Origin of the sequence: Thermostichus vulcanus str. 'Rupite' (assembly GCF_022848905.1) — a bacterium.
Lineage (GTDB): Bacteria > Cyanobacteriota > Cyanobacteriia > Thermostichales > Thermostichaceae > Thermostichus > Thermostichus vulcanus_A.
The window spans coordinates 53,138-77,693 of record NZ_JAFIRA010000011.1 but is presented as its reverse complement, the minus strand read 5'-3'; the positions used below and the strand labels follow the sequence as shown (position 1 = coordinate 77,693).

Genomic DNA, 24,556 nt, shown 5'->3' with positions numbered 1-24,556 from the left:
ACGGCCAAGACAGCGAAACACCGCCTGAATGGGAAATTGGCTGGACTGAAAAGGCGGAGCGCTGGAATGGACGGCTAGCGATGTTGGGGTTTGTCATCAGCATTGCTGTTGAAGCTACTGTTGGCCACAGTGTGCTTGCTGCTGCCTTCGGGTTGCGCTAAGCCAACTGGGGAGTGAGCTTAGCTGACAAGCCCAGTTTCGAGATCAACTTCGAGATCAACTAGGAGCCACTTTCCCAACTACGGGGGTGGCTTTTTTGTGAGCTGAGAATCCCTTGAGCAGATTAAAGTACCCACATTCCCAGTGAGGCCGGTTTCGGGTTCTGGGTGGAGCAGAGGTGTTATCATGGACATTCGGTACAGGTGAGTACCTGTGCGGGCGTAGTTTAATGGTAAAACTACAGTCTTCCAAACTGTTGTTGTCGGTTCGATTCCGTCCGCCCGCTTCCTAGAAAATCCTTACCTTGCTAGACGGGAAGGCTCGCGCTGTACCCACTAGGGTCAGCGTCGAGATGAAAGTCGCGGCAAACGAATCCGGTCAACCCCGGTGAGTTTGCCAACAATCTGTTCGACAAAACAGACCTTTTTGCATACATTTGCTCTTCTGTTTATGGCAAAATATCTTTATAAGGCTTGAGTTTTGCCTCTCATGATTGTTCTAGAAACCAAGCTCAGAGGTAATCCCACTCAGTTCGCGCTGATTGATGGCGCTCCGCGCCGTCCGGAGGACGATGAAGCGATTAGAACTGCTCAGTTCATTCGCAACAAATGTGTGCGCTACTGGATGGACAACAAAGGGGTTAGGACAGTACGACCTCTCCAAGCTCTGTGCTGTATTGGCCAAGGAATTTGAATGGGCAGGCAAGCTTAATTCGATGACCCTCCGGGTCGTGCGGAGCACGATGGCAAGACAGGCTAGCGCGGAGCGTGCCTGGTCTGCTATCAAACGGTTCTACGACAATTGCAAAGCTAAGAAGCCCGGAAAGAAGGGCTTCCCCAGGTTCAAGAAGAATTGCCGCTCGGTGGAATACAAAACCTCTGGGTGGAAGCTCTCTGAAGACCGGAAGCATCTTACCTTCACCGATGGTTTCAAGGCCGGAACCTTTTTGCTGGTAGGAGCCAGGGACTTGCATTTCTACCCGATTTCCCAGATTAAGCGGGTTCGGGTTGTGCGCAAAGCGGATGGCTACTACGCTCAGTTTTGCATTGCGGTTGACCGACAGGAAACGATTCCACCCACAGGCAAAGCCGTTGGCATTGACCTGGGGTTGAAGTATTTCTACAAGGCAACCGATGGCACTGAGGTAGAAAACCCCAGATTTTTGAGGAAGTCGGAGCGCAAACTGAAACGGTTGCAGCGGCGAGTTTCCAAAAAGTAAAAGGGATCCCAAAATCGCAAGAAAGCAACAAATCGTCTGGGACGGCAACACCTGAAAGTGAGTCGGCAGCGTAAAGACTGGGCTGTGAAACCAGCCCGTGCGTTGGTGATGTCTAACGACTTCATTGCCTATGAGAATTTGCAGGTGCGGAACATGGTTCGTAATTCTCGTTTGGCGAAGTCCATGGCGCTCCGCGCCGTGCGGAGCACGATCAGCGATGCAGCCTGGAGTTTGTTCGTTGATTGGGTGAAATACTATGCCCGGATCTTTGGCAAAGTGCAGCAACCTGTTCCAGCCCAGAACACTACAGTTGATTGCTTTGATTGCAAGCAGCCAGTTCAGAAAACTCTGAGTACCCGCACTCATATCTGTCCTCACTGTGGCTCTGTGCGATGCCGAGATGAGAATGCAGCATGGAACATCCTGGAGAAGGGATTGAGATTGGCTGGATTGAGTACGGTGGGGCACACCGGAATTAACGCCTCTGGACAGAACGACCACTATCCAAGTCAAGCAATCGTGCTCCGCACGACCCGTAGGGTCATTGATTTGGACAAGTCGGCTGGTTGAAGGAGGAACCCCGTGCTGTATGCGTAGCAACCCTGGGGGAAGCAAGCTACAGCGTCGGGAGGATGTCAGAGCGTGAGGGTTTGGAGTAGGGGATCCCCTCAATGGTTGGACAGGCATCCCGTAGCCTTGCTGAAAGATTGAGGAGTTTCAAGCAACCGACAGGGCTAGCAGGCAGATAGATTCTTGCGAATCAGACAAGATTGCTGTAGCAGGGAAAGTTGTAGTTAACCAAATCAACCGCGTGGAAGAGGCATTTTACCGAGAACTGGCGGAGATGATCTCCCTCGGCCCGGTAGTGGTGGCTACTGTGATCCGCACTCAGGGATCTGTGCCACGGCAGGTGGGGGCAAAACTGGCGCTGGGATCCGATGGCCGTCTGCTGGGCACTATTGGGGGCGGGGCCGGAGAAGCCAAGGTGATTGCTGAGGCGCAGATCCTTTTGCAGGCAACCGATCCAGCCGGGGTGGAAGTCTCCATCGACCTGAGGGACTCTCCCCTGGGGGTGTGTGGTGGGCGAATGAATCTTTGGCTGCAACGGTGGCAGGGATCCTTGGCCCAAGCACGGGTCACCCAAATTCAGCAAGCCTTGGCCACAGGGGGAGGCACGCAATTGATTACTCCCCTGGATCCCCAGCGATTTCCCTATCTCAGTTCGGAGTTTCAGTCCCTCTCCAGCCCTCAGCTCAAAGTGCTCCGCACCGCTGACGCGACCTGCGAGTCCTTTGTGGATCCCCTCCTCCCTTCTCCCACCCTGTTGATCGTTGGAGCCGGCCACTGTGGGATCCCGTTGGCCCAAATCGCCCATTGGGCTGGGTTTCGCATTTGGATTCAAGATGACCGCCCAGAATACCTCACTCCAGAGCGTTTCCCTACCGCCCAGCGGCTGTGCCCACAGCCCTTCTCAGACCTGATCCCAGACCTCAGTTGTCTTGCGGATCTTTACATTGCTCTCCTCACCCGCGGCTATAGCCTCGATTGTCAAATTTTGCGTACCCTTCATCAAGCCAAGCTGTCCTACCGCTACTTGGGGATGATCGGCAGCCGCAAACGGGTGAAAACGGTGCTGCAAACCCTGGCCCAGGAAGGGATCCCTGAGAATGCCTTTGCCCCCCTCTACGCCCCGATTGGCCTGGAAATCCACGCCGAAACCCCCGCCGAAATTGCCATCAGCATCACTGCCCAACTGATCCAGACCCGTCGAGAAAATTTGCTCAGTTGCCAGATCTGACCAGAAAAGGCTAGGCTAGCGTGGCTGGTCAAAGCAACGCGGGGTAGAGCAGTCTGGTAGCTCGTCGGGCTCATAACCCGAAGGTCGCTGGTTCAAATCCAGTCCCCGCTATATCCAGTCAATGGTTACTGAACAAGAACCCCTAACCGATTTGGCTGGGGGCTTTTTGTTGTTTTACGGGATCCAGAACACCAAGAGGGGGATCCCGAATTCCCTACTCGATCACCACATTCTTCGGGCCACCATTCACGTCAGGACGACCCTGATTAAAATTCGTCAAGAACGTATCCGGATCCTTGAGGCTAAAGACGATCTTTTTGCAGGGCAATTGTAGCCCCACGGGCCCCAACAAGGGGATGAACAGCGGTTTTTCCTCCAACAGCGGAATGGCCACCACCCCCTGTGTGCTGGTGACGGGGCCAACCATCCCCTGGAAATCGGTGCGTACCCCCACTCCGTAGTACCAAGGCCAGGGAAACCGCTCCCCCTGTCCCAATTCACTGAGGGAGAAGGTTTCGCTGAACAGGCTGCCCGCCCGCACGATTAACTTGTCTTGGAGCAGATCGACATAGGCCGATTCGCCACTCACCCCAAACAAGGAAAGCGGCAAACTGGCTAGAGGATTGGAGTCAATGGCCATGTAATAGCGCATGGGAAGTCTCCGAGGTCAGGAAAAGGACGACCAGGTAAGCCATAGCCCCCCAGCCTTGCCAATTATAAAGAATCTCCCACCTAGGCTCGGAAATTGCCAAGGGATCCCGGTGATGTTGAGGCCCTGAGCCGTCATTGCCAAGAGGAGCAGGTATGATGGGTTGCTTGGAACGCCCTTTCAGCGGGCAGCGTGGCCGGGAGGAGAACAGGATGGAGCTGAGATCCCTAATTCGCTTGGTGCCCGATTTCCCCAAACCTGGGATCCTCTTCCGGGATATGACCCCCCTGTTACAAGATCCTACTGGATTTCGGGTGGCCATTGAACAATTGGCTGCTGGCACCACCGGCATGGGATCCCTCGACTACATTGTCGGTATCGAGTCGCGCGGATTTATTTTGGGCGCTGCTTTGGCTCAGCATTTGGGCCTGGGGTTTGTCCCTGTCCGCAAACCCGGTAAACTTCCCCCGCCGGTTCTTAGCCAACGCTACAGCCTGGAATATGGTGAGGATGAATTGCAACTGCGTGCCCACGCCCTGCGGCCCGGAGAACGGGTGTTGATTGTGGATGATTTAATTGCCACAGGGGGAACGGCAGCTGCTACCGCTGAATTGGTGGCCCAAACGGGTGCTGAAGTGGGGGGGTTCGCCTTCTTGATCGAACTCGCCTTTTTGCCCGGTTGTAAAGCGCTGCCTGCTGGGATCCCCACCCATGTGCTGATGGTAGAAGAGTCTGAGTAAGACGGGAAGTGGCAACCCTAGCCCCAACCAATCCCAACCCTCGGAATGGATCCCGTTCAAGAGCCGGCCACAGGCTGCCACAATAGATTCAGAGCAGATTCAGAGCGCTTCCATGAGCCTGTCTTCTTCCCAACCTCGCCTTAACTCCGAACAATACCGGCAAATGCTGGTGCGCGATGGCGAACGCCGCTTCCGCGAGTGGCATACCGCCTTCCTGAACTACCAGAAGCAGTTTTTACGAGAACTCGAGCAACTGCGGTTGTATTCTTCCCGTAGCCGTTAATGCCAACCGCCCCCACCTTGCACCCTCCCCTGGTTGGGCCGGATCCCTCCCTCCGGCAGGAAACCCTGGAACTGTTGGAGTGGCCCCGTCTTTGTCAACATTTAGCCACCTTTGCCGCCACCTCCTTGGGCCGCCGCGCCTGTTTAGAACTGGATCCCTGGCTGAGTCAAGACCGCAGTAGAGAACACCTGGATCAAACAGAGGAAGCCATTCGTTTGGAGCAAAGCCAGCCGGGGGGGCTTTCTCTGGAGGGCATTCACGATCTTCTAGCAGCTCTGGAACGCGCCGAACGGGGGGGGATCCTATCCGGGGAAGAGCTGATCCAAATTGCTACCACTTTGGGGACAGCCCGCCGCATCCGTCGCCTCATTGATGCTGATACCCGCCTACCCCGTCTGCAGGAATGGATAAGCCCGCTGCGTACCTATCCTGAGCTGGAACAGGAAATCTTTCGCTGCTTAGAAGATCACGGTGAGGTGCGAGATAGCGCCAGCCCCACCCTTGCCGATTTGCGCCGCCAGCAACGTCAGCAACGCAGCCACATTCAAGAACGGTTGCACCAACTGATGAATCAATACCCGCAAGCGCTGCAGGATACTCTGATTAGCCAGCGGCAGGGGCGATTTGTCTTGATGGTGAAAGCCAGCCACCGCGATGTCATCCAAGGCATCGTTCACGATAGCTCCGCCAGTGGCGCCACCCTGTACGTAGAACCCTATGCTGTTGTGGAATTGGGCAACCGCCTGCGGCAAACCCAAGCCCAAACTCAGGCGGAAGAAGAACGCATCCTAGCAGCCCTTTCGGCTCAGGTGGGATCCGTCGCACCGGATTTGGAGCAGCTACAGGCCTTAATGGTAGGGCTAGACGTGGCTTTAGCCCGTGGCCGCTACAGCCTGTGGTTGGAGGGAAATCGTCCGCAATTTGTCTCAGCAGGATTGCGATTGCGCCAAGTCAGACATCCGTTGCTTCTTTGGCAAAGCCGCTTAGAAGGCAACGAGTCTGGGGTGATCCCGATTGATTTCACCCTAGCGGAGAACATTCGCGCTGTTGTTATCACAGGTCCCAACACCGGTGGCAAAACCGTTGCCCTAAAAACGCTAGGCCTCCTTACCCTCATGGCCAAGGCAGGGATCTTTTTACCGGCTCAGGATCCACCCCAGCTTCCTTGGTTCGATGAGGTCTATGCCGATATTGGCGATGAACAATCTTTGCAGCAAAGCCTCTCCACCTTTTCCGGACATATTCGCCGCATCAGCCGCATGGTGCAGGCTCTGCGCTCCACCTCACAATCCGTCCTCATTTTGCTAGATGAAGTCGGTGCCGGGACGGATCCCACGGAGGGTGCTGCCCTGGCCGCGGGACTGCTGGAATTCCTCTCGGAACATGCCCAGCTCACCTTGGCCACCACCCACTACGGGGAGCTGAAGGCTCTGAAATACCAGCATCCCGGCTTTGAAAATGCCTCGGTGGAGTTTGATGAGGCGACGCTGGCCCCCACCTATCGTCTGTTGTGGGGGATCCCAGGCCGTTCCAATGCCCTGACCATTGCCCAACGGCTGCACCTGGATGCGGAGATTCTGGAACGGGCCAAGCAACGGTTGCAGGGGGAAAGCCAAGTGGATGTGGTGATCGCGGGGCTGGAAGAACAACGAGCGGACTTGGAAGCCCGCGCCGCCGCAGTGGGATCCCTGCACCGAGAGCTAGAAGCCTTGCAACGGCAGATGCAACAGCGCAGCCGCCAGATGGCGGAACGAGAAGCCCAGCTTGAGCAAAAACAAACCCAGGGGATCCAAGCCCTTTTGGCCGCTGCCCGAGAAGAAGTGGCTGCCGCCATCCGCAAGCTACAGCAGGGGGATGCCCCCCAGCAAATCACCGCCAAGCTGGATGAAATTCAGGAACGCTATTCCCCTCCTCCTGCACCGGTGGAAACGGAATTTGTGCCGGAAATTGGGGACCGGGTGCGCTTGCGGGGTCTGGGCCACACCGGAGAGGTGATCGCCGTTGAAGAAGATGTGTTTGTGGTGCGCAGCGGCATTCTGAAATTTACGGTGCCTCGTGGACACCTGGATCCCATCGACGAGCATCAGGCCAAGCAGCGCCAACGGCCCAAAGCACCCCCCCCAGCCCCCTCTGCCCCAGCGCCCCTTAACCTTCGCACCCGCCAAAATACCCTCGATCTGCGGGGAAAAACCATTGCCGATGCCGAGATCCTCCTAGAGCAACACTTCGCCCAAGCTCCTCCTGGCCCCGTCTGGATCATTCACGGTCATGGCACCGGTCGCCTTCGCGCCGGGGTACAAGCCTATTTGCGGGAGCATCCGCGGGTACAGAGCTTTGAGGCTGCTGAGAGCCAGGATGGAGGCACGGGGGTGACGGTAGCGCAGTTACGGTGAATCTCTATTGGCTACCTTTTGTACGCGCTCCGCAACTGACTCAAGTAACTGGTGCCTGCTCAGAGGGGGATCCCAGTTGTTGCTGTTGGCTTTGCCAGAGCCAGTAGCCTCGGATCAGTTGTCCATCCCCGATCAGCTTCAACATGATCGCTACCCCCGTTCCCGTCCAGCCCACCGGCCCAAAGACGGTACCTGTTGCCGCCAACAAAGCCAGACCGGATAAATTTAACCCTAAACCTTGCACCCACATCCACAAAACTGTTTCGCGCTCCGACATCGTGCTGGCTCCTAGAGGAAGAAGGGATAGCACTACTGTTACGGATCTGGGCTGGGAATAGGATGTGACTGAGCCTCGGTTCAGATGCTCAAACCTGCACAGTTGAGGAGGGGTTAACCCTGCCCCAATTGCCTTTTAACCCATCCACTCCTGCAATCGCGCCAATGACAGCCGTTTTTGGGTGCCTGAGCGAACACTGCCCTCTGTCAGGTTGTTGAATCCATGCACCAATCCTTTGCCCCCCAGCGCCACCAAAGTCACCTGATGGGTTTGCCCCGGCTCGAAACGTACTGCATTCCCTGAAGGGATATTCAAGCGCATACCAAAACTGGCAGCCCGATCAAACACCAAAGCTCGGTTCACCTCGAAAAAGTGAAAATGGGATCCCACTTGGATAGGGCGATCCCCCTGGTTGGTCACTTGCAGGGTGACGGTAGCCCGCCCCACATTGGCTTGGATGGGTTCCTCCGCCAGTAATAGCTCCCCCGGTACCAAACCGGCTTCAGCTTCAGCACTGGGCTTGATTTTCGATTTGCGAGTCAGGGCCATGCGGGCAGTCTCCAACCGTCTCAATCGTTAAGGTCTAAACTCAGGGATCCCAACCGACTTAGCGAATGGGGTGGTGCAGTGTCACCAACTTAGTGCCATCGGGGAAGGTGGCCTCCACCTGAATTTCGGGGATCATCTCTGGGATCCCAGCCATCACATCCTCCCGGCTTAACCAGGTCAATCCTTCGCTCATCAGTTGGGCCACCGTCTTGCCTTCTCGGGCACCCTCTAGCACTGCCGCACTCAAAAAGGCCACTGCCTCTGGGTAATTAAGCTTGAGGCCCCGCTGCCGCCGATCCTGAGCCAATTGAGCAGCCAAGTAAACCAGCAGCTTGTCTTTCTCCTGGGGCGATAAGTGCATAGGGTCTACCTCAAGGGAGCCAACAACACAGCGAACGTGAGGACTGACTTAACTTTTACCCCTTTACCGCAAGCTTCGTAAAGCCCATCTCCTATCGCCCCACAGACATGCACAGACACAAACGACAGCCCTTTAATGCTCCGCACCCCTGAGGTGAAGGTTGTGCAGGGCACCATAAAATCTGAGGCCATCTTGGAGGAGAAGCCCCCTTTGGTCGCTTAGCGTTGCCTAGCAATAGCCGCCTAAGCAGTTGGAGTCGGGAGTATGTCACGATGGTTAGACACGGTTTTGCTGTGGAACACAACCAACTTAGGGAATCCCTTCTAACGGAGCAGGGGGAATGGCAGTTTACGAAGGCAATTTTGTTCAGACGGGCGATCTGCGTCTGGCAATTGTGATTGGTCGCTTTAATGATTTGATCACCGGTAAGCTCCTAGAAGGCTGTCAGGATGCCCTCAAGCGCCATGGGATGGATGTTTCACCCGACAGTGAGCAGGTGGATTACTACTGGGTGCCCGGTAGCTTCGAGGTCCCCTTGGTGGCTCACCAATTGGCCCAATCCCACCGGTACGATGCTGTCATTTGCCTGGGGGCAGTGATTCGTGGGCAAACTCCCCACTTCGACTATGTGTCGGCTGAAGTGGCTAAAGGCATTGCAGCGGCTGGGTTTCGCACCGGCGTACCGGTAATCTTCGGCATTCTCACCGCCGATACGATGCAGCAGGCCCTCGAGCGGGCTGGGGTTAAGAGCAACAAGGGCTGGGAATATGCCATGAGCGCCCTGGAAATGGCCACCCTGATGCGCCAAATGAACCCCGTGATCCATGGCAGCAACGGATCCGGATCCCGTCCCCCTCTCCCCACAAACTCAGGGGCCCTGAAGCCGGGAGTTACTCTAGATAGCACTGCTTACTGACGACGGGTCAGGCGCGTCAGCACTTCATTGGAACGCTGCACAAAGGCACGGGCTGAAGCCGGGTCAAAACTTTTTTGAGTGATCAGAGCTAGGTCGTAAATGTGGTTGCAGATCAGAGTAACGAGGTCAGGATCCCGACCTTCTTCGGCCAGTGCCTGCAAATTCTGCACCAACGGATGAGCCGTATTCAGGATCAGGGTATGTTCCTCTAAAAACTCGAGGGGCTTTTGCTGCATCATGGCATTCAGCTCCTGCAACCGCCGCAACGCCTCTGGCAGCAGGATCATTGCCGGGACAGATTCCGATTTTAGGGCTTCGGCTTTCACCTGTAGCTTGTCTTTGCCTAAGGCTTGCTTGAACAAATCGACCAATTTTTCACTGCGGGTTTTGTTGCTGACCGGATCGACAATTTCTGCGGCCTTGTCTTTGTCCACAAGGGTTTCATCCAACTCAGAATCCACCCGTTTGAATTGGATCCCGTCTTCCTTATACTCCCGCTCTAGGAAGCTGCTGAAATGGCTGTCAATCCAGCTATCCAGCATCAAGACCTCCAGACCCTGTGAACGATGCAGGTCGATGTAGGCGCTTTGGGCAGCTTCATCAGTAGCGTAGTAAACTCGCTTGTTTTGCTTCTCGCGGGTACGCTCCAGGTAGCTTTGCAGTGTCAGATACTCTGGCTTATCAGCAGGGGATCCGGCCAGACGAAAGATCAGGATATCCTTAATTTGGGCGAAAAATTTATCGCTATTCATCGCCCCAAATTTCATGAAGAGGCTAATATCTGGCCAAACCTTGACATATTTTTCGTAGTCTTCTGTATAAAGCTCATTGAGGCGATCCGCCACTTTTTTGGCCACATGGTCACCAATGCGCCGCACGGTGCGGTCATTTTGCAAAAAGCTGCGGGAAACATTAAGGGGAATATCGGGACTGTCGATAGCACCCCGCAAGGGCAGCAGGAACTTCGGGATCACCTCCTCACAGTTGTCTTGTACAAAGACCTGATTACAAAACAACTTCACCTGCCCTTTGGTAGGGTCGATATCCGGGCGTAACTTGGGAAAATAGAGGATCCCTTGCACGATAAAGGGGTAGTCGGTGTTGATATGAACCCAAAAATGGGGATCCTCTTGGAAGGGATACAGATAGCGATAAAACTCAAGATAGTCCTCGTCTTTGAGTTCAGAAGGTGAGGTTCTCCAGAGGGGCTTTTGCTTATTGATGACCTCCCCATTCAACTTAATGGGAACGGGAATGAAATCACAGTATTTTCGGATTAATTCCCGAATCCGACTGGGTTCGAGATACTCTTCATTATCCGGGGCGATGTGAAGGGTAACGGTGGTGCCGATGCTGGCCCGTTCCGAATCTGAGAGGGTAAAGGCAGTCGTGCCATCGCAAGCCCAATTCACAGCAGTGCTACCTGGTTTGTAGGAGAGGGTATCGATCTCTACTCGCCGCGACACCATAAAAGAGGAGTAGAAGCCCAGACCAAAATGCCCAATGATCGCTTGCTCTGCTTCTTTGCCTTTGTACTTGTGGATAAACTCTTCGGCGCTGGAAAAAGCCACCTGGTTAATGTATTTCTTGACTTCTTCGGCGGTCATGCCAATGCCGTTATCGGCTACCGCTAGGGTTTTTGCCTCTTTATCCAGAGTGATGACGATCTCGGGTTCAGGGGGATCCGACAATTCCCCAGCAAAACTGGCCATTTTTAGCTTGGCAATGGCATCAGCAGCATTAGAGACCAGCTCCCGCAGGAAGATCTCTCGGTCGGAGTAGAGAGACTGCTTGATGATCGGGAAGATATTCTCGGTGTGGATCGTGATGGATCCCTGCTCCAGCATGGTCATAGGCAGGCTTAGCACTCGAATGGGCTCAGTGCCAATCTACAGAAGCCGGGGAACCCACGACAAGCAGGCCCCCTTTCCAGAAATCCGCACTTGGAACCGAACCGCCCGCCCTCTAAAGCTGGGCTGCCCCAGGCAAAGCTTGCGCCTGGTCGATATCGAGGGTGAGCTGTTGGGCCCAATCTTGGCCAACCCGGATGGTGATGTCGGAATTGAGGATGCCTGTAGATTCCACCCGTGTTTCCCCGAGGCCAATGGCAGCTTGAATCTGTTTGGCCCCGTTTCGATCCCCACTTTGGGCTAGAATTTCCGTCTGTCGCAAAACCTGGGTGCTGTCTTCCACGGCAAAGGCTTGGGTAAAGCCCTGTCTGGCCAATTCCTGGATCATGCGGCGGGCCATCCCTTGCTCTCCAGTAGCATTTTGCACGGCAATTCGCAGCCGTTGTGGGGGAATGCTGGTCACCTGAGCCTCTAAGCCGAAATGAGAAGCAGCCACCCGCCGCACAGCAGGGACATCGGGCAGCCAGTAGCTGGTGGCAAATTCTCCGGGTTGACTAAATCGACCCGGCAACAGTACCAGGTCAATCCGATCCCCACCCGAGGTGAGAATGAACTTGGCCAGCGTCAGCACTTCTTCCCAGGTCAGGTTGGTATCCAGGTTGGCACGAATGGTTTGCAAAATCTTCGGGATCCGTGGCCAAACCGCAGGGGAGAGCAGTTCCCGACTGAGGGCCCGCAACAATTCCTGTTGTCGTTGCACCCGACCGATATCCCCTAGCCCCAGATGATCGCGGCGGAAGCGGGCAAAGTGATGGGCTTGCTCTCCATTGAGGCGTTGTAACCCTGGTTCTAGGTTGATGAACAACTGCTGGGTTTGATCCACATACTGCATCGGCTCCGGCACGTAGACCTCCACCCCACCCACCGCATCGATCAAAGCCTCAAGGGCATCCGTATTGAGGCGAACGTAACGGTCGATCGGGATCCCGCCCATTAAGTCACTCACCACCTGAGCCGCCAGCGCCGGGCCGCCCGCAAAGTTGGCTGCATTGATCTTACCGATGCCAAATCCAGGCAACCGCACGCGGGTATCGCGGGGGATCGACAGAATACTGATTCGACGGGACTGGGGATCAAAACGGGCCAAGAGAATGGTATCGGTGCGGGTATTAAAGCGATCCCGTTCAGTAAGGAGGGGCAAGGTGGGATCCGGATTGTCGGTGCCGAGGATGAGAATATGCAACGAGCGATCCAGGGCAGCCACCCGCAATGCATCCGGTCGGAAGGCTTCCTGTTGTTCAGCAGTCAGGGGGGTGGGGATCACCGGACGGGGCAACATCACCGCCAAGAGGGCACCGGCAGAGCCAGCCACCACCGCTGTAAACCCAAGCAATAACCAAAGGATCCCTCGGCGAATCGCCTGTTGACGAGCTGCGCTAATGCGGTCAGGACGGGGGGGATACTGGAATGAGGACATCAGGTTAGACCGGGCCTCGCGAGCGCGTACAGGTAAGGTGTGTTCTCTCAGTTACATCAAGCTTAATGCAAACCAGCTTAATGCAAAGCCATATTACCCCATCCCTTCTTCCAGAGAAGGTTTGATACTAGGTTGCCCGCAAAGTAGCTCCTGAGATCCTTTACTCTTTACTGAGATCATCATTCTCTGCTAGCTGTATTCAGCTTGCCCTGGCTAGGGTAGGTGAAACTGACGACTGATCCGCACCATCGGCCCTAGCCCCAACCGCGTTGGGTTCAAAGCCTGCATTTCGAAAAGCGCTAGGATATGCCGCATTTGCAACTCAGGACGCACCGAGGTCACCCCCATCGCCACCACTAAGCCGCAATAACCCCCCGTATCGCGGCAGCGCCGTTCCCAGCGTTTACGAGCCATAGAGTGAACCGGATCATCTTCGGGAAATTCCCCAAACAGGTGCAGATCCTGGTTGCCCGTTTGCACGATCTCCAGGTCGTAGCGATCGCCATCAAAGGGATCCACCCCCGTATTGAAACAGATTCCCTGTGGCCCGCCTTCTCCCCGCAGGTTTTCGATCAACTGCTTGGCCTTAGGACGGGAGGTACGCACAATCACCACCGGCAGTCCTTCTCCCTCTTCCACCAGGTTGCTTTGGGGGAGCGGATGCAGTTGTCCCATCAGCCGTAGGGCTTCTACCGTTGTCCAGGGCAAAACCCCCAAACCCAACTGGGCTCCTTCTGGTACCAAGTCATCCCGCAGGAGCGTGTGGGTAGGTGTTTCCGACTCCTCCTCCCCGAGCTCCAACAAATCTGCTGCCACGTCGGGCAAGGTTCGCACCTGTACCGAGAGGGTGCTTTCTTTGGGCTGATTTTTGGATTGCGGATTGGGAATGCGATATCGCCCTTGGCAGGCTTGAAAGTCCTGTTCCAATTTGTTGTGGTGTTGCTTCAGGAAGCGATGCAATGCCTCCAGAGCCACAGATAGAACCGCCGCCTCATCCTCCTGCAGCATAATTCGCAAGCCCTCTAGGGGATGAATGGTACCGAAATTGGGCTCGATCTCATCGGGATCCAACTCTGCCAAGTCCAGGTCTGGCAGCTCATTCAGGTCGGGATTACGAGCTTGGAAGGTGAGGTAGAGACAATCTTGCTTGAGGAAGGCTTCTTCCATCTCTTCGGGTGTATCTGGCTGGCCTGCATCCTGGCGAAACTGTTTGAGGGAATGCAGAGAACGGTAAAACAGCACCCCGTACTCCATCCCCAGTCGCCCCATCACCGAAACGTACAGGGTTTCCAGATCCCAGTGGTTCAGCTCAATGGCTAAAACCTGATGATCTTCTAGATAATCCCAGGGAGCATCTTGCCAAAGGGTGAGAGCTTTTTGGGTGAGCAAATCGGCATACTCTGCCGGTAGAGGGGGTGAGAGTCGCTCATGGGCATCCTCAAAGCTTTGCAGAATTTCATCGATTAAGGGCAGCTCCGGCTGGCATTCCACCTTGATGTCCAGCTCGTGCAAAACCCCCCGCAGAAAAAATTGCACCTCCCGATCCCGCACGATGATCTTTTGCGGACGGGCAGGTGAGGCAGAATGGGGTCGCTCCATGGCCAGGATCAGGGTACGCACCATCGGCTCAATACCCGAGCCGAGGGGCACGACTTCCATTGCCCGCACCACGCCTTGAATCCCATCGACCCAAAGGATGCACTCCCCTTCCGCAGCACCAGGACTCACCTGGGATCCCATGCGAAGTCGCCCCGAAAGGCTGTGGCGATCCCCTTCCCATACGGATGGCACCTGGGGCAGCTTTTGTAATCGACGAACTGTAGCGGCTGGGAGACCGGACATAGATATCCAAACATCCAAGAAAAAGCAACAGAACTACCCAACAGACTGGGCGAACACACCCCTATCCGGAAGCGGACTTACCCATCCACTTCGAGAGCAAGATCATGGGATCCCGCCACAGTTGATCTAACCACTAGTGTAGGAGCTACGACCCCCTTCGGGGATAGGGAAAGGGTTGACCAAGTCCTCAGTAGGGGAAAATGGCCTAAGCTCCAAGGTTGGATCCCGAGCAAACCCGTGCAGCTGTTCTGGATCCCAAAGCTGATGGTCAGACTCGAACTGACGACCGCTCGATTACAAGTCGAGTGCTCTACCAACTGAGCTACACCAGCAATTTAGGCTTATTGATTCTAGCATCGCCTTCTCACCATCCTTCCGCCTGCCGGACTGTAGCTCTCAACATCAAAGCAGCCTCGAACTCTCGCCTAAAGCACTTCCGTACTGATTTTCCGAAAAGGTCGACCGAGTTCAAAAAAACATGGTTTTAATTTTAGCGAAGCCGGTAGCCAACGCTATGGACAGTCTCAATCGGATCCAGCTCTGCTCCAGCAGCCTTTAGTTTCTGCCGTAACGTTTTGATGTGAGCTTTGATCGATTCTTCCTCCGGTGCTTCGCCGACTCCCCAAAGGTGATCCAAAATGGCTCTTCGACTTAAGATCCGCCGCCCATTACGGATGAGCAATTCCAAGAGGGCAAATTCTTTTGGGGTGAGCTGTAGCTTGTGGCCTTGGTAGGAGGCTTCAAAGGTCTCTGGACTGAGTACTAGGGATCCCCACTCCAAGGTGAGGGATGTGGCGACTTGGCCCCGGCGGGAAAGGGCACGAATTCTGGCCAAAAGTTCTGGCAGATCCAGAGGCTTGACCATGTAATCATCAGCTCCTGCATCCAAACCAAGCACTTTGTCGCTGCTGGCATCACGGGCAGTAATCATCAAAACCGGGATTTGAAACCCCTGAGCGCGGAGGCGTTGGCAAAGTTGCACCCCATCTAAGACCGGGAGGCCGACATCCAACAACAGGAGATTGTAGGTTTGTAGGCGCAATTGATCCCAGGCGGTTTCCCCATCCCCAACCCAATCGACGATATAACGCTGATCGGTGAGTGCCTCCACCAAGACTTCCGCTAGTCGAGGATCATCTTCTACCAAAAGAATCTTCATCTAAATTCAAGAAATGAGAGAAATACCACAAGATATTAAATCTGTAAACTGCGGCCCAGTTTTTCCCTAAGCCAAGGCTTGATAAAGAAACCGTGGAGATCAGGAGCCTGTCTGAGCCTGTACCTAGAATACAATTATGGAAACAACGATGAAAAAGTCTCCGGAACAAACTGTTCTCAACTTCGGATTCCTGGTTGCCCTGACACTTCTGGCCACGGGCGCAGGGTTGAGTCTGTTTGAATCCTACCAGCTAATACGGCGGGAACAGCGGGTCAGTCATAGCCACTCGGTGTTGGAGAACCTGGAATTTTTGCTGTTGGGTTTGAAGGAGGCTGAATCCGGGCAACGGGGGTATATCTTAACTGGACACCCGCAACAACTGGAGGCTTTTCAGGCAGGGATCCGCCAGGTGCAGCTCCACCAACAGATCTTGCGGGAGTTGACCCAAGATAATCTTTGGCAACAGGAACGCCTGGATAGGGTGGAGCGCCAGATTGAACAGCGCCTAGAGAATTTGAACCGTTCCTTAAAGGTTTATCAAGATGACCCTGAGGATTGGGCAACCCAAGCAACCTTGACCGAATTGGGATCTGAACTTCAGGTAGCAGTGGAAGATATCCTCTTGCAAATGGAGGATGCAGAGCGAGAACTCTTGGCTCAACGCAGCCGGGTCGCCAGCCTTAGTATTCAGCGCACCACATTGGCGATTGTCCTCACCAGCATGACCGGCATCAGCTTGTTGGTGGGGGTGTATTTGCTGTTGCGGCGGCAGGATGTGCAGCGCCGCCGTTGGCAGGCTCAGTTGCAAGCCGCACACGATGGGCTGGAGCAGTTGGTTAAGCAGCGCACCACGGAATTGGCTTCTACATTGGAGGCATTGCGCTCCAGTGAGCGGCAGTACCGCGAGTTGTTTCAGTCCAATCCGATGCCGATGTGGTTGGCGGATCCGCACAGTTTGGAATTTTGGGATGTCAATGAGGCTGCCATTTGCCAGTACGGGTATGACCCATCCGAGTTCTTGAGGATGAACTTAAAGGATCTGGAATTGCCGGGATCCCATCTCCAGAACTCTCTAGGGACCCAGCTTCTGTGGGGTGTATCAACTTGGCATCGGCGCAAGGACGGAACGGCTTTGGAGGTGGAAATGACCTCTCACGAAGTGCAAATCGATGGCAGACGCGGATCCCTAACAATTGCGCGGGATGTTACAGAGCTGCGGCGTGCTCAAGAAAATCTACAGCGCACGTTGCGGGATCTGTCAGATTTGAAATACGCCATGGATGAAGCGGCGATTATTGCCACCACCGATGCCCAGGGGATAATCACCGACGTTAACGATCGGTTTTGTCAGATTGCCCAGTACAGCCGGGCTGAGTTGATTGGGCAAAATCACCGTTTGATCAATTCCGGCCATCACAGTAAAGCCTTCTTCCGGGAGATGTGGTCAACCATATCCAGCGGCCAAACCTGGAAGGGAGAAATTTGCAATCGGGCCAAAGATGGCACCCTCTACTGGGTCGATACGGTCATTGTGCCGTTTTTGGATGACCAGGGTAAACCCTGGCAATATCTGGCGATCCGCTTTGAGATTACCGATCGCAAGCAGGCGGAGGCGGAGATCCGGCAACTGAACCAAACCCTGGAACAGCGGGTGGAAGCACGCACGCTGCAGTTGGAGTTGGCCAACCGGGAGTTAGAGGCATTTTCCTATTCGGTTTCCCACGATTTACGGGCGCCGTTGCGCAGCATCGATGGGTTTGGTCAGGCGCTTTTGGAAGATTACAACGACCAACTGGATGCGGTGGGGCAAGACTATCTGCGGCGAATCCGAGCGGCGACTCAGCGCATGGGCCAGTTGATCGATGATTTGCTGATGTTATCGCGGGTCACCCGCAGTGAGTTGAACCGGGATTGGGTGGATCTGAGCCAGTTGGCTTATCTCATTGCCCAAGAGCTGGAACAAACCCAGCCCCAACGTGCTGTGTCGTGGCAGATTGAACCGGATTTGATGGCCTACGGGGATCCGCGCCTGCTGCGGGTGGTGTTAGAAAATTTACTGGACAATGCCTGGAAGTTTACGGCAAAGCAGGAACTGGCCTGCATTCAGCTGGGATCCCATCTTAGGGAGAAGGAACGCATTTATTTCGTGCGAGACAACGGTATAGGCTTCGACATGCACTATGCCGACAAGTTGTTTGGCCCTTTCCAGCGGTTGCACTCTTCTCAAGACTACCCTGGCACGGGTATTGGTTTGGCGACTGTACAGCGAATTATCCATCGCAGATTAAGGCAGAGTCTTCCTTGGGGGCAGGGGCAACCTTCTCCTTTACCCTTGGGGGAATGGGAGCAACCTAAAGGCTGGAACCTGACCGCTATCCAGGAACTTTTCCAGATTTGCTTGCATGGTAAGCTACCCAACTGTTCTTGTAGGGTTTGCTATGCTACCGGCTTTGCACCAACTGGCTCGCTCTGCCAAGACCGTCTTTGTATACGGTATGGGTGGGGGAGGAGATGTGATTCAGACCCTCCCGATCCGCAACTACTTGCAACACTTGGGGGTGGAGCGGGTAATCATCGGGGGAGTCACCTGCCAGTGGTGGCCGCCCCCGGAGTTTGATCCAGAACCCCAGGCTCCGTTTCCCCTTGCAGCTTCAGTTTGGGGGCCTTGTTACTATGCCCTCGAAGAGGTAGTTCACGGACGCTGGGTTGGATCCCAGGCGTTGCAGGTGGATGGGTCGGCCCGGGTAGGGAAGCGGATCCCAGCGGAAGCGCAAATGGCGGAGTTGTTTGGAGTGGAAGCAGTATTGCTCAGCCTACAGGGGGGTGGGCAAGGGTTTTTGACTGGGTTGGAAGCGGTGATCCAGTCCTTCTCGGTAGATCTGGTAGTGGGGGTAGATATTGGCTCCGACAGCATTTACAGCCATACCGATGAGGTGCGACAGCCGCGCACACCCCTTGCGGACTTCATCAGTTTGTCGGGGCTCTACCGTTGTTCTGTGCCATCGGTCTACGGGCTTTCCGGTTATGGCTGCGATGAGGAATTGGCGCTTGAGGATTTGGAGCGGAATGTGGGTCGGGTGATGCGGGCGGGCGGATTTTTGGGGGCTTACGGACTGACTCAAGAGGATGTGGCGGATATGGGACGCGCCTGTAGTGCCATGCCAGATCCGGTGGAAAAGTGGCCGATGGAGGCCGCTAAGGGCAACTTGGGATTGCATCGGATGCGGCTGGGTGAACCCTGGGGATCCCTGCTGCGCATTACTCCGTTACAGGCAATGATCCTGTTTTTTGATCCGAAGATTTTGGTGTCAGCAGTGAACCGGATCGCAGCCCAAGTGGGAGAAACTGGATCCCTGGCGGAAGCAGAAGCGACTTTAGCCCAAGCTGGGATCCTGCCGGAGAGCTACCTACAGCGGTATATCCAGTTTTTGCGCCCGGAGTTGTATGGCTCTGAATCGTGATGGGATGGAGAGAAAAACGGTTGATTTGTTGCTGCGCGACTGTGCTGCCATCCCGATGGATCAGTTGGGGCGGGTTTTAGAGCGGGTGGATATTGCCATTGATGGGGATCGGATCGTGGCGTTGGGGCAGGATCTCCCCTATGTAGGCCGGCAAACCCTGGACGGAAGGGATCACGTTGCCTTGCCAGGGTTGGTGAATGCCCACATGCACGAGTGCCTAACACGGGGGCTCTGTGAAGATCGAGAGCTGTCCCGTTGGTTGACGGAGATTTGTTTCCCTCTGGATGCCGCCTATACCCCCGCCGACATAACTGCAGCCGCCGGCATGAACCAACTGGAGATGATCCGATCCGGTACGACCACCTTCATCGACATTTACCGGCACCCGGCTGCTGCTGCTGCTGTCACCGAGCAATCTGGGTTGCGAGGGATCTTCAGCCCACAGGTAATCGACGAACCGACAGGGGTAGGAGAAGCTCTGGCAGATACGGAGAACCTGATCCAAGCCTGGCACGGGCGGGGATCGGGTCGGATTCATATTTGGGTGGGGCTCCATGCTCCCTATTCCTGTCATCCTGAGAGTTTCACCCAGGGATCCGAGCTAGCCCAAAAGTACGGTGTTGGGTTGCATACCCATTTGGCCGAAACCCGTTGGGAAGTGGAAACCCTCCAAGCCCGCTACGGAATGACGCCGGTGCAGTGTTTGGAACGGTGGGGATGCTTGACTTCCAGGACGTTGGCCGCCCACTGTGTGCAGGTGCAACCGGAAGAGATCGACCTACTGCAAGCCAAAGGAGTCCGCATCGCCCATAATCCCAGCTCCAACCTGAAACTGGCCTCCGGCATAGCGCCGGTTTTGCAGTGGCTACGGCAAGGGATCCCGGTGGGGTTGGGCACCGACTCCATTTTGAGCAACAACAATCTGGACTTGTTCGAGGAAATGCGATTGGCGGTGTTTCTGCAACGGTTGACCTCGGGAGATGGGGCAGCTCTACCGGCTGAACAGGCTTTGTGGATGGCCACCCGCGGTAGTGCGGCTTGTTTGGGTTTGGAGCAGGAGATTGGCAGCTTGGAGGTCGGTAAAAAAGCGGATGTAATCCTATTGGATTTGCGGGCTCCCCATCTCTGGCCCCGCCTACAGGGATCCCTGAATAACCTGATCGCCCAGGTGGTGTATGCGGCTCACGGCAGCGATGTTTCCACCACGATTTGCGATGGGAAAATCCTCATGCACAACCGACAGGTGCTCACCCTACCTGAGGAGGAACTGCGACACCAGGTGGGATCCCAGGCTACGGATCTCTGCCGGCGTGCTGGGCTTTGACAAACAAGAGAGACTCAAGAATTTTCTTGGCCTGCAGCAAAGATCTGATCCACTCTCAGATTTAACCTTGGGAATGCCCGCGATACCAAGGGATCCTGGTTTCTGAGCAACCGGATTTGATACTCCCCTTCAACCAGCTCACAAATAGTGAGGGTGGGTTGCTTGGGATTTCCGATTAATCGTTTACCCCCCAACCCCAAATAGTCCACGATCCAATACTCTGGGATCCCTAGCCGTTCGTATTCCCCCTGTTTGAGCAGATAGTCATCCTGCCAATTTGTACTGACAACCTCGATGGCTAAAACGACAGCCTTACCTTCTACAAGGGTGGAGCGTTTACTCCAGAGCGGCTCATTCTTGAGGGCATCCTTATTCAAAACCACCACATCGGGGTTGTAGCCTGAAAGGTCGCTATCTGCGGCTTTGAGAATTGCCTGACGGGGGATCAAATAGGGCAAGGCATTGGTGTGAATGGTAACTGCCAACTGTTGTGCTAGAAATCCCGCTACCTGTTCATGGGTGCCTGTGGGCTGCATTTCCACCACGACTCCATTACGCAGCTCAAAGCGACCGTCATCAGGCACATGCTCAAAGAATGCTTCAAGTGTGAGAGGAGCAGGGACAGTCTGAACCATTGATATTGATACAACCCCCAACAGATTCCTGCATCCTCACAAAGGGGAGGACATCCCTAGCTTAGCGAGTGGATTTTTAGTGGGATCCCCGTGTACAGCTACAGTCTCTGTGGCTCTTAGGGTGCCTGTACAGACGGGGGCGGTGGATCGTTACGCAGGAAGGGCTGTACAGCCACAAACCCCAATCCAAACGACCCGATCACCAAAATGACCGCAGCAGCCAACCAAAGCACGGTGGATCCCTGGGATCCGTGGTGTTGATCCCGAACCCGCTGGTAAACACCTGTGGGATAAGCCTCGGCATAGGGATTCGGAGCGCCCATATCCTGCATTAACTCATCTAAAGAAGGAACCTGATAACCGGCGCGGGGGTAAGACTCAGCAGAGTTGGTATGGCGGGGGCGATCAAACCCCGGTGGAGGCACAGTGGCTTCCGTCCGGGAGGGAGCAGGCCGGCAGGGGGGATCAAAGGGGGCAGAGAAGCCGGGGTTAGATGTGTAGGGTTCCGGATAACTGTTCGACGGTAAGGGGGAGGCTCCGTTGCCCGCTTGTCGGCGTTTAAGGCGATTCAAAAAGTCGTAGGTAGGAGGAGCTTCTGGGGCACTGGGCTGGGGGGTGGGGGCGGGTTGAAAAGGTTGGGATCCACCTTCTGAACCAGCGGCGGATTGGGCGGCCTGCCCAATTTGCTGGAGACGTTTTAGGGTGTGACCCAACTGACCTTGAAATTCTTGGCTGATGCCGGCAATTTCTCCCGACAGTTGCTGATGCAAAGACCGCAGGCGCTGGTTTTCTGAGGAAAGCTGGCTCACCTGCTGGCGAGCAGCCTCCAACTCTTCAGCAACTTGCTGGTACATCTGAAGGGGAACCACCCCTGGCCCGGTTTCCATGGCAGAAGGGGAACGATAGCCATGACGAGGCAAACTGCTGAGGTTGCCATTGCCATTGCCATTGCGTGCGCCTGGGGATCCCCGAAAATCGTACTGCATAGGTGGGATATCGACTCCGATAGATTGGGGGTCTAGGGTGGGCTGTCACAGGGATCCCTGACAGACGAAGCTGTGGGAACTTCCCAAGGATAGTGCTGATTAGGGCTAAACCATCATACTCAGCACTAGGGTTAGTGTTAAGCAGCGATTGCTACCCCAAGCATACCGCCTAGCTCTACAGATGGGTGGCTTCTTTCAGCAATTTTTTCCACCCACAAGCGCCACTTCCCGATTACCCGGAAGAACCAGGGATCCCTTGGGGCTTAGCGCAACTGATGTTTTACGAATGTTTCACGAATACCCCCCCACCAAATCAGGGGATCCTTCAGAACCAGGGGATTCCCGCAGTAGGCGCTCCAGATCTTGCCGCAGCGGTGGTTCCAATTGCTCCAGCTCATTGACGAAGTCTCTCACCCCTTGAAACTGGCGGTAGACGGAGGCAAAGCGGACATAGGCGACTTCGCTCAAATTCTGCAGCCGATCCAGCACCATTTCGCCGATGCGCAGAGTTGTAACTTCCTGAACATCTTCCAGTTGCAGTTTTTCTTCGATTTCGTTGACCAGCTCTTCCATCTGCTTAACGCTGACCTGAGTTTTTTGACAGGCCCGCATCACCCCTTGCAGAATCTTGCTGCGATTAAAGCTTTCACGGGATCCATCCCGTTTGATCACCATGATCGGTACAAATTCGATGCGCTCGTAGGTGGTGAAGCGGTAGCCACAGGACATGCATTCTCGTCGCCGCCGTACACTTTGGCCAGCTTCTGCCGAACGAGACTCCAGAACTCGGATCTCTTGTTTGCTACAGCGGGGACATTTCATGGCTGGCGATCCTCAAACAAACTGACAGGTCAAGAGGGGGAAGGTGTTCCGATCTTATCGGACGGACTGCGCAGAGGAAGGACTCTGTTGGTCGGATGTCGGTTGTAGGTGCTCCCACCAAGCCGTGGCTTGAGCTTGGATTTGAGAAATCAGCTCTGGTTTCATCCGCTCCAGATGAGCCAGTACCAACCCCATCCTGCCCAAAGATGCCAAGCGAGGGCGATGACGCAACAGGAAATCCCAATAAAAAGTATTAAAGGGACAAGCCTGTGCGCCCACCTTTTCGCTGTGATTGTAGCGGCAATTGCGACAATAGTCGCTCATCTTGTGAATGTACTGAGCAGAAGCAGCGTAGGGTTTGCTGGCCAACATGCCACCATCGGCGAACAGACCCATGCCGATCACATTCGTCTGCATCACCCAGTCGTAGCTGTCGATAAAAACATCGTGAAACCACGCCTCGACTGCTTGGGGTTGGATACCACTAATCAGGGCAAAATTACTGAGGATCATCAGCCGTTGAATGTGGTGGGCGTAGCCGTGGCGATGGATTTGCTGCAGGGTTTGCCGCAGGCAGTTGAGGTCGGTGTCGGTGGTCCAGAAGAAGTCCGGTAAAGGGTGGGTGTGGTTAAAAAAGTTCTGTTGACTGTACCCCGTGGGCATGAGGTACTCGTAGAGGCCGCGCATGTACTCTCGCCATCCCAGGATTTGCCGGATGAACCCCTCCGCCGAGGCGATCGGGATCCCGCCCTGGTGATAGGCGGCTTCGGCGGCGGCGACAACCTCGTGGGGGGTGAGCAAGCCCAAGTTCAGGTAGGGGGAGAGCAGGGAATGATAAAGAAAGTCTTCGCCGGTTTGCATGGCATCTTGCCAGGGGCCAAAGTGGGGCAGTCTTGCCTTGATAAAATGCTCCAGAACTTGTAGAGCTTGACTACGAGTTACCGCCCAACCAAACCCGGCCAGGGATCCAAAGTGCTGTCCGTAGTGTTGCTTGACCTTATGGATAACCGCTTGGGTGAGGGCATCGGGGAGGAAGTGGAGGGGAGTGGGGTAGCGGATCCCGGCTTTGGGGGGTTTGCGGTTTTCACGGTCGTAGTTCCAGCGTCCGCCTAGGGGCTTGGAACCGTCCATCAGCACCCGGAAGCGTTTGCGTCCTTCCCGATAAAAGTCTTCCATGAGCAGCCGTTTGCGCTTGGCAGCCCAGTTGATAAAGTCGCGGCTTGTCCAGAGAAAGTGGTTATTCTCTATCTGCAAAATCGGACAGGGAAGTTGGGATCCCAGCTTGTCCACTTCAGACCGGAACGGCAAATCGGCGGGCTGCATGAGACGAATCTGTTGCAATTGATGCTGCTGGGCCCAGGCTTGCAGGGGTTCGGCAAAGCCATCTGATTCCACATAGGTGACGGGGTAGCCCTGGTTTTGGAGCTCTTGGGCGAAGTGGCGCATGGCCGACCAAACCAGCACCAATTTTTGCTGATGATAGTTGCGGCGGTTGGCCCAGTCTGAGGACTCGATCAAGATTACCGGGATCCGCTCCGGCACTGAAGCAGCTAAAGAGGCCAGAGCTGCCTGTTGGGGGTGTAGCTGATCGCCGAGGATCCAAACGCCAATAGAGCCAGGGGGGGAAGGTGTCATGGGATCCGCTGCAATGCAATA

General features: G+C 55.1%; 20 protein-coding genes, 3 tRNA genes and 1 pseudogene. 11 read left to right on the top strand and 13 right to left on the bottom strand.

Annotation, left to right across the window (positions count from 1 at the left end):
- Positions 1-374: 374 nt before the first annotated feature.
- The 4 genes and pseudogenes from JX360_RS06340 (at position 375) to JX360_RS06325 (ending at position 3,287) form a co-directional block, all read left to right on the top strand.
- Positions 375-445: transfer RNA gene (locus JX360_RS06340), tRNA-Gly, on the top strand.
- A 203-nt stretch (positions 446-648) separates the two neighbouring features.
- Positions 649-1,948 (top strand): annotated as a pseudogene (locus tag JX360_RS17850) (RNA-guided endonuclease InsQ/TnpB family protein).
- A 241-nt stretch (positions 1,949-2,189) separates the two neighbouring features.
- Complete coding sequence (locus JX360_RS06330; protein WP_244349799.1) at positions 2,190-3,176, top strand: XdhC family protein; 987 nt, start codon at positions 2,190-2,192, stop codon at positions 3,174-3,176.
- Between the two features lie 37 nt (positions 3,177-3,213).
- A tRNA-Met gene (locus tag JX360_RS06325) sits at positions 3,214-3,287 on the top strand.
- Between the two features lie 103 nt (positions 3,288-3,390).
- Here the strand turns inward: JX360_RS06325 and JX360_RS06320 are convergent.
- A complete protein-coding gene (locus JX360_RS06320) occupies positions 3,391-3,828 on the bottom strand; it encodes a hypothetical protein (RefSeq protein WP_244349798.1) in 438 nt (145 codons plus the stop codon).
- Between the two features lie 209 nt (positions 3,829-4,037).
- Here JX360_RS06320 and JX360_RS06315 point away from each other — a divergent pair, with 209 nt between their 5' ends.
- The 3 genes from JX360_RS06315 (at position 4,038) to JX360_RS06305 (ending at position 7,241) form a co-directional block, all read left to right on the top strand.
- Positions 4,038-4,565: an adenine phosphoribosyltransferase gene (locus tag JX360_RS06315; protein WP_244349797.1), complete on the top strand. Its 528-nt coding sequence runs from the start codon at positions 4,038-4,040 to the stop codon at positions 4,563-4,565.
- Positions 4,566-4,677: 112 nt separating this feature from the next.
- Positions 4,678-4,848, top strand: coding sequence for a hypothetical protein (locus JX360_RS06310; protein WP_244349796.1), 171 nt, complete (start codon positions 4,678-4,680; stop codon positions 4,846-4,848).
- A complete protein-coding gene (locus tag JX360_RS06305) occupies positions 4,848-7,241 on the top strand; it encodes an endonuclease MutS2 (protein WP_244349795.1) in 2,394 nt (797 codons plus the stop codon). The genes JX360_RS06310 and JX360_RS06305 overlap by 1 nt, the downstream gene beginning before the upstream one ends.
- Positions 7,242-7,281: 40 nt before the next feature.
- On the opposite strand, the gene JX360_RS06300 is transcribed toward JX360_RS06305, so the two are convergent.
- The 3 genes from JX360_RS06300 to JX360_RS06290 form a co-directional block, all read right to left on the bottom strand.
- Positions 7,282-7,518: a hypothetical protein gene (locus tag JX360_RS06300; RefSeq protein ID WP_244349794.1), complete on the bottom strand. Its 237-nt coding sequence runs from the start codon at positions 7,516-7,518 to the stop codon at positions 7,282-7,284.
- 135 nt (positions 7,519-7,653) lie between these two features.
- The gene (locus JX360_RS06295; RefSeq protein ID WP_244349793.1) at positions 7,654-8,067 is read right to left on the bottom strand and encodes an urease subunit beta; all 414 of its coding nucleotides are present in this window, start codon (positions 8,065-8,067) and stop codon (positions 7,654-7,656) included.
- Between the two features lie 58 nt (positions 8,068-8,125).
- Positions 8,126-8,428, bottom strand: coding sequence for an urease subunit gamma (locus tag JX360_RS06290; RefSeq protein ID WP_235276751.1), 303 nt, complete (start codon positions 8,426-8,428; stop codon positions 8,126-8,128).
- A 340-nt stretch (positions 8,429-8,768) separates the two neighbouring features.
- Here JX360_RS06290 and ribH point away from each other — a divergent pair, with 340 nt between their 5' ends.
- The gene (gene ribH, locus JX360_RS06285) at positions 8,769-9,344 is read left to right on the top strand and encodes a 6,7-dimethyl-8-ribityllumazine synthase (protein WP_244349792.1); all 576 of its coding nucleotides are present in this window, start codon (positions 8,769-8,771) and stop codon (positions 9,342-9,344) included.
- Here ribH and htpG read toward each other — a convergent pair.
- The 5 genes from htpG to JX360_RS06260 all read right to left on the bottom strand — a co-directional run bounded on the left by htpG (position 9,338) and on the right by JX360_RS06260 (position 15,672).
- Positions 9,338-11,197 (bottom strand): molecular chaperone HtpG, encoded by a 1,860-nt coding sequence (gene htpG / locus JX360_RS06280; protein ID WP_244349803.1) that lies wholly within the window; start codon positions 11,195-11,197, stop codon positions 9,338-9,340. The genes ribH and htpG overlap by 7 nt on opposite strands.
- A 112-nt stretch (positions 11,198-11,309) precedes the next feature.
- Positions 11,310-12,671 carry an LCP family protein gene (locus JX360_RS06275; RefSeq protein ID WP_244349791.1) on the bottom strand — a complete coding sequence of 454 codons (1,362 nt, stop codon included), beginning with the start codon at positions 12,669-12,671 and terminating at the stop codon, positions 11,310-11,312.
- 213 nt (positions 12,672-12,884) lie between these two features.
- Positions 12,885-14,513: a DUF6930 domain-containing protein gene (locus JX360_RS06270; protein ID WP_244349790.1), complete on the bottom strand. Its 1,629-nt coding sequence runs from the start codon at positions 14,511-14,513 to the stop codon at positions 12,885-12,887.
- A 259-nt stretch (positions 14,514-14,772) separates the two neighbouring features.
- A tRNA-Thr gene (locus JX360_RS06265) sits at positions 14,773-14,845 on the bottom strand.
- Positions 14,846-15,003: 158 nt separating this feature from the next.
- A complete protein-coding gene (locus tag JX360_RS06260; protein ID WP_244349789.1) occupies positions 15,004-15,672 on the bottom strand; it encodes a response regulator transcription factor in 669 nt (222 codons plus the stop codon).
- A 148-nt stretch (positions 15,673-15,820) separates the two neighbouring features.
- Here JX360_RS06260 and JX360_RS06255 point away from each other — a divergent pair, with 148 nt between their 5' ends.
- Genes JX360_RS06255 through JX360_RS06245 form a run of 3 tightly spaced genes read left to right on the top strand, consistent with a single transcriptional unit; the run spans position 15,821 to position 20,457 of the window.
- Positions 15,821-18,289 (top strand): PAS domain S-box protein, encoded by a 2,469-nt coding sequence (locus tag JX360_RS06255; protein WP_244349788.1) that lies wholly within the window; start codon positions 15,821-15,823, stop codon positions 18,287-18,289.
- Entirely contained in the window at positions 18,186-19,133 is a 948-nt protein-coding gene (locus JX360_RS06250) for a DUF1152 domain-containing protein (protein WP_244349787.1), read from the top strand. The genes JX360_RS06255 and JX360_RS06250 overlap by 104 nt, the downstream gene beginning before the upstream one ends.
- Positions 19,117-20,457, top strand: a complete 1,341-nt coding sequence (locus JX360_RS06245; RefSeq protein ID WP_244349786.1) for an amidohydrolase — start codon at positions 19,117-19,119, stop codon at positions 20,455-20,457. The genes JX360_RS06250 and JX360_RS06245 overlap by 17 nt, the downstream gene beginning before the upstream one ends.
- 14 nt (positions 20,458-20,471) lie before the next feature.
- Here the strand turns inward: JX360_RS06245 and JX360_RS06240 are convergent, their stop codons facing one another.
- The 4 genes from JX360_RS06240 to JX360_RS06225 form a co-directional block, all read right to left on the bottom strand.
- Positions 20,472-21,092, bottom strand: a complete 621-nt coding sequence (locus tag JX360_RS06240) for a Uma2 family endonuclease (RefSeq protein WP_244349785.1) — start codon at positions 21,090-21,092, stop codon at positions 20,472-20,474.
- Positions 21,093-21,208: 116 nt separating this feature from the next.
- Positions 21,209-22,078, bottom strand: coding sequence for a polyadenylate binding domain-containing protein (locus JX360_RS06235; protein ID WP_244349784.1), 870 nt, complete (start codon positions 22,076-22,078; stop codon positions 21,209-21,211).
- A 291-nt stretch (positions 22,079-22,369) separates the two neighbouring features.
- The gene (gene nrdR, locus JX360_RS06230; protein WP_244349783.1) at positions 22,370-22,900 is read right to left on the bottom strand and encodes a transcriptional regulator NrdR; all 531 of its coding nucleotides are present in this window, start codon (positions 22,898-22,900) and stop codon (positions 22,370-22,372) included.
- A gap of 54 nt (positions 22,901-22,954) precedes the next feature.
- The gene (locus JX360_RS06225) at positions 22,955-24,535 is read right to left on the bottom strand and encodes a cryptochrome/photolyase family protein (RefSeq protein ID WP_244349782.1); all 1,581 of its coding nucleotides are present in this window, start codon (positions 24,533-24,535) and stop codon (positions 22,955-22,957) included.
- Positions 24,536-24,556: the final 21 nt, after the last annotated feature.